Annotated in this window: 5 protein-coding genes; all 5 read left to right on the top strand. The window is 35.1% G+C overall.

Annotated features, from left to right (window positions below):
- Positions 1-850: 850 nt before the first annotated feature.
- The 5 genes from AC3WVZ_RS33930 to AC3WVZ_RS33910 all read left to right on the top strand — a co-directional run bounded on the left by AC3WVZ_RS33930 (position 851) and on the right by AC3WVZ_RS33910 (position 4,695).
- Positions 851-1,135, top strand: a complete 285-nt coding sequence (locus tag AC3WVZ_RS33930) for a helix-turn-helix domain-containing protein (RefSeq protein ID WP_078187941.1) — start codon at positions 851-853, stop codon at positions 1,133-1,135.
- A gap of 317 nt (positions 1,136-1,452) precedes the next feature.
- The gene (locus tag AC3WVZ_RS33925; protein WP_233937187.1) at positions 1,453-2,409 is read left to right on the top strand and encodes a protein rep; all 957 of its coding nucleotides are present in this window, start codon (positions 1,453-1,455) and stop codon (positions 2,407-2,409) included.
- Between the two features lie 222 nt (positions 2,410-2,631).
- Entirely contained in the window at positions 2,632-3,093 is a 462-nt protein-coding gene (locus AC3WVZ_RS33920; RefSeq protein WP_233937190.1) for a hypothetical protein, read from the top strand.
- Between the two features lie 19 nt (positions 3,094-3,112).
- Positions 3,113-3,541, top strand: a complete 429-nt coding sequence (locus AC3WVZ_RS33915) for a hypothetical protein (RefSeq protein WP_233937189.1) — start codon at positions 3,113-3,115, stop codon at positions 3,539-3,541.
- Between the two features lie 38 nt (positions 3,542-3,579).
- Positions 3,580-4,695 (top strand): S8 family peptidase, encoded by a 1,116-nt coding sequence (locus tag AC3WVZ_RS33910; RefSeq protein WP_233937188.1) that lies wholly within the window; start codon positions 3,580-3,582, stop codon positions 4,693-4,695.
- Positions 4,696-5,876: the final 1,181 nt, after the last annotated feature.

The following is a 5,876-nucleotide window of genomic DNA, read 5'->3' as shown; positions in this document are numbered from 1 at the left end:
GGATACCAAAATGGATTTAACCTTATTAATATTCGTTTTAAGGCACCTAACAAGCTCGTGTAACGTTTTTAGAAGTTCATGCATACAAAAATGTCAAAAGGTATTCTTTTGTTTTACAAGGCTAATACGAGGCGTTAAAAAGCAAACACCTGATATCGGCATGTTGTTGCATGTCAGTATCAGGTGTTTGTGCTTGTTGTGACGATGAGAATGGTTTGCCCTCCTAACCAAAAACATTCGAACACTTTCAGAAAAATAATCGACTTGAACGATCACCTTTAGTTTGATGCCATAGCGAGTGAGTGACAAGATATGGCATAAGTGAGTATATCACAAGAAAATTACATAGGGAACCATGATTACACTAACAAGCTGTTCTATCATCCTTTTTAAGGAACTAATAACCCCGCACAAGATGTTTTAAAAACATTTCGGTGCAAATAGACGTTTAGATAAAACAAGCCGTTAAAACGAACCTCAGACGCCTTAAAGTGAATTTGTCGTTTTTAGCTGCGTGTAGATGTCAACTGATAAAGGGGAGAAGTGCTTGCAACGGGATGGTTATCCCCTGAGTAGTGATACTGTTTATCTGTGGTCAAATGGTAGCGGAACCGGAGGTGAGCATAAGGAATTGACCACTCCACAAGCCCAGTATCCTCGTGTTCCCTCCAAAACAACCGTTTTGGGGGTGCCTACCGGCGAGGGAGTCCCCTTTTTGCTAAAAGGGGGTGGGGGATTAGAAGTTTTTATAAAGGGGGCAAGGGGACGAGTTCCCTTGTAGGTTCGGACAAAGTCCGAGGTTTTGTTGTAAGTTTTGTTTGTAAGTCTTGAAAAAAGGAGAGAGAAACGAATGGAGAAGGGAAGTTCGAGATTTCGACGTGACACATGGATGAAACTGATTGCATTAGGGGGAAGTGAAGATGAATTTGAAGTGGCGTATGCAAGAGTCATTGGGACGTTGGTGCGTTATCGAATCGAAAAAGAGTTAACGCAAAGTGAGTTGGCAGAAAGAAGTGGATTATCTGTTACTACGATTTCGAACATAGAAAGTTTACATAGTGTTCCCTCTTTGAAAAATTATTTGAAATATGTGCGAGGTCTGGATGTGGAATTTGGGTTTAGAAAAAGGGGCTAAAAAAACTCCGATTTTTGGGGTTGTTTTTCGACCGGTTTTTGGTCGTTTTTGAGAGCAAATTTTAGCCGGTTTTTTGGGCTAAAATTTCGATTTTAATACAAGGGTAACTATTTCCGCACGGAAATCGGTGCCCTTGTATGTCTTTAGGCCTTGTGGCTGTAGGGTTTGTGCAAAAAAAAACTTGCTATCCTGTACCTAGTGATTTATCATTTTTAGTGTCTAAGTAAAAATCATAAATTACTAGGAAAGGAGCAAGTCTCTTTCAAAGGGTTTTGTGTACCCTTTTTTACTATTCAACTGGGACTAATATATCAAATATGACAAATAAAAATCAAGGTGAAATTGTTGGTAAGTATCAACCGAAGAAAAAACAAAATCTGAAAATCTATAAATTTATAGAAAATAAATTGAGTGAGGGTGGGCGTGAATTGTTTAAAGATTGTAGTACGTTCAATCAATTTATTTCAACTCGTGATAAAGAAAAAAGTAAGTTACTAGTTTCAAATTCTTGTAAAAATCGGTTTTGTCCGATTTGTGCTTGGAGAAAGGCTTGTAAGGATGCGATGAAAATTGCGACGATGATGGAAGCCATCAAAGTTGAGGAAAAGAAAGAGTTTTTATTTCTTACTTTAACTACGCCGAATATCAAGAGTGATATGGTGAGAAGTGAGATTGATAGATTTAATAAAGCTTTTAATAAATTATTTAAACGACGAAATGTGGGACGGTCTATCAAAGGGTATATTCGAAAATTAGAAATGACTTACAACAAAGAGCGTGATGATTATAATCCGCATTTTCATGTGTTGCTTTGTGTAAATAAGTCTTATTTTACAGATAAACGTTATTATATATCACAAAAAGAGTGGCTTGCGATGTGGAGAGAAGCTACGGATCTACCAGAGATAACACAAGTACATATTCAGAAAGTGGAATTAATTCGAGAAGGAAATGCGGTAGCGGAGGTTGCGAAATATTCGGCAAAAGATTACGAGATGGCAAGTAGTCAAGACGTGTTTGATGTGTTTTATTCAGGATTAAAAGGGCGTCAACTGATTGTGTATAGCGGTATGTTTAAAGAATATGCTTTGAAATATGAAAATGGTGAATTGGACAAGTATAAGAGTAAAGATGAAAACGAGTATTTTTATAAAATTATTGCAAAATGGAATCCTAATTTGTTGAAGTTTCATCAGGATTGTGTGGAGTTAACAGAAGAGGAAAAGTTGCAATATAACGGTAGTTTACAAGAAGAAGTGGAAGTAGAAAATTGATAATGAGGCAGCATCTATTTGTAAGAAATGGATGCCTTTTTTTGTATAATTCATTTTATTAACTATTAATTTTATTGATAATTTCTTTTATTTGGTTAACAAAACCAATTCTACTTTTTAAATATATTTAATTTTGGTTTGAATAACCAGACTTGTTTATTCTTCCATTGAGATATAAGGTTGTTAAGGTATAAAAAATAAAAGTTTTTGGAGGAATTATACATGTTATATATTAAATCTAAATTTAAAAAAATCATTCCAGCAACAATGGCATTCGCAGCACTTTTAACAGTTGCTCCTTTATCTTCTTTTGCAGCTGAAATAGAAACACCTGTAAAAAATAATGTGGTGAATTTCCCACAAACAAATGTTCAAGCGACTGACTTAAATCAATTAGTTTCTTTGGATGATGATGGTGAAGTGACAGCTCAAGGTTGGAAAAAACAAGGCTTAATTTATGGATTGAAATGGGGAGGAGAAGCTTTAGAAAGTCTTCTTGGATATCTTGGGAAAGCATCTTATAAAAATGCTGTAAAAGAAAACCGTTTATCAATTGCTCATTATTTAGAGTATACAGAGAATGTAGCTAAAAGAGGTTTGAAAAACTATTTAATTGATGAATGTGGCATTTCAGCTTCTACAGCAGATGTAGTAGCTGAGGGGATTTTATTTGTTATTTTATAATAAGTGGAGGTAGTTAGAATTGGGACAAAATGAATATGAGTTTTTAAAATATAAGATTGAAATTTTACACAAGATGGTAGATATGGATGCTAATCCTTTGTATGATTATATACTAGATTATGATATTAGTAGGGAACAACATACATTTTTTATTAATGTATTAACGGCTTTATCTGTAAGAAGTACAGAAAAAACGCATGATAGTGATAAGTATATGGATGCCCATAAAGATTCTATGATCTCAAAATACTCTCATCTTGATATTCCGGATTTAGAAAGTCTATTTTTAGATAATAAACCTTCTTTTAAAGAGTTTGAAACTTTAATTTCAAAGGTTTTACCAAAAGAAGTAAATCCTTTAAGTTTATTAAAACGTACTAAGCAACAAAAAATATATGTAGAACTTTGCGAATATTTAATTGCAGATTCAGAAAAACAAGACGCTTAAAGCGCCTTGTTTTTCTGTGTAATGGGGAGAATAAACGAATGAAAAAATGGATGATGGTAGTTGTATTGTTATTTGGAGCATGTGGTGGAAATGTAACGTCTTTTGCGAGCGAGTTAGTAAAGAAAAATGAGTATTTAATTCTGTTTCAAGATAATGTTGATAAGAGTTTGATTGAACAACAAGGTGGAGAAGTAAAAGAGGTGTATTCTCATTTACCCATTGTAAAAGCGGAATTTTCTTATGATCCCACGGATAATTTGAAACAGTATGCGGAAATTGTGGAAGTAGAAGAAGATGGGGATGTCCAAGTAAATGGAACAGTAGATTCTTTACATAATGGGATGGCTAATGTGTTACATACGAAAGAAAAAGGATTTTCTCCCTTAACGGGAAAAGGAACTTCTGTTGCGATTTTAGATACTGGGATTGATAGAGAGCATCCAGATGTAAAGATAAAAGATGGGATTTCATTTGTTGAGAATGTTTCAGATTTTGATGATGATAATGGGCATGGAACACATTTAGCAGGGATTATTGGGGCGCAAAAAAATAATATGGGTATGACAGGGATTGCACCTGATACGGATTTATATGCAGTAAAAGTGTTAGATAAATACGCCAATGGAAAATACAGTATGGTTGTAAAGGGAATAGATTGGGCGATTGAACATAAGGCAAATATTATTTTAATGAGTCTAGGTGGAAAAAAGGAATCTGTATTTTTTGAAGAAGCGATGAATAAGGCGTATGAGAAAGGGATTTTACTTGTTGCATCCGCAGGGAATGAAGGATATAAAGAAGGGAATTCAATTACCTATCCAGCTAAATTTGATTCTGTAATGGCGGTTGGAGCGTTGGATAATAAAAATCAACGGGGGTTCTTATCTAGTAAAGGGGAACAGTTAGAGTTAATGGCTCCAGGTGTTGATATATGGAGTACATGGAATAACGGTGATTATAGGCTAGACAGTGGAACTTCAATGGCAGCGGCCCATGTAGTGGGTGTAGCATCTTTGTTATTAGAAAATGATAGAATGATGTCTAACCAACAAGTAAGAGAGTTATTAAAGAAATCGGCAAAGCCTTTAGGGAATCCACTTGAATATGGAAATGGGAAAGTGAATGTAAGTCGTGCTTTGCAAATATATAGGTAAATGAAAAAAGAGCATTCTCCTTTTTGAGAATGCTCTTTTTTGGGTAGATAATAGAGAATTAATTACGAAATGTTTGAGAAAAGTATACCAAAAAAGAATCAAAACGGGAAAGGGAATTTAAAAAAACATTTTGTTTTAGGAAAAAAATTATTCATGGTGTAGTTCTTTTTTTATTCGTTTATTGTATGAAAAAAATGATTTTTTGAAAAAACTTGAGTCGACCTCGAGTGAACCTCAGATGATTTTGTGTGTACCTTGACTAAACCTTGAGTCAACCTTTGATAAAAATGAGTGTACCTTGAGTCGACTTTTCGAGAATTCTTTTGTACCCAAGATTTCACTAGGCTTTGCCTAGCTTCACATCCTTGGTGGGAACAAAAACTCCTTATGCTCTTCTCTCCTTTTTTCTGACGAAATTGTGTGGTGTTCTGTTTTTGAGGTTTGTTTATTGTTTGATAAAACTTGATTGAAAATTTTCAGCAGCTAGTGAAAAAACGTTAAAGTTATTTTGAAAGAAAAAAAGCCCCGCGGGGAACAAAACATGTCGATGTTTTGGGAGGGGAACGGACAAACTTTTTGAGTTTGTGTAAGTGCGCACTGTTGTGATTCTTTTTGATAGGGTAGTAGCGAATTCGCATAGTCACCTGTTAGGTGTATAGATGCGCACTTGCTGAATATTGTTTTCTTTTTTCTTTAGATAACGGATTGGATTAGGATGCTAACGGCCCTGTTGGAAGGGGCAAATGGCAAGCTACGGGTTTACCCGGGTAAACCCCAAAAACGTTGTTTTTGACTTGCTAGGAAAATTCCTAGTATCTTTACCATTTTTTATTCTTGGGATTTCATTCTCTCGTTAAAAAAAGTGGTTGTCGCTTTGCTCGATTCTTCGTGTTTGGGTACAGGACTAATCACGAAGTGACCCAGTTATACGCACCAAAAGAAATGTGTGTTACGGGATATTTAAATGATTCCTCAAGGGTGTTTTAAAAGTTTTAAAAGTTTAAAATACAAGTGTGAATAGATCTCGGGGAGATTTAAAAAAAGATAGCAAAGTTTTGGGAGATAGAGCGAAGCGTGGTAAATAGGGTTTTTCTTTTTGACGAGGCATAGGGAGGCTTGTTAGAAAGCAGGGAATGATGTTGTATTATGTTTTCGGTTATGTAGGTGTACGATGTGGCGAG

The organism is Bacillus sp. CPT56D-587-MTF, from assembly GCF_058792335.1.
The sequence above is the reverse complement of the archived record's forward strand: the minus strand, read 5'-3'. Positions and strand labels throughout refer to the sequence as shown.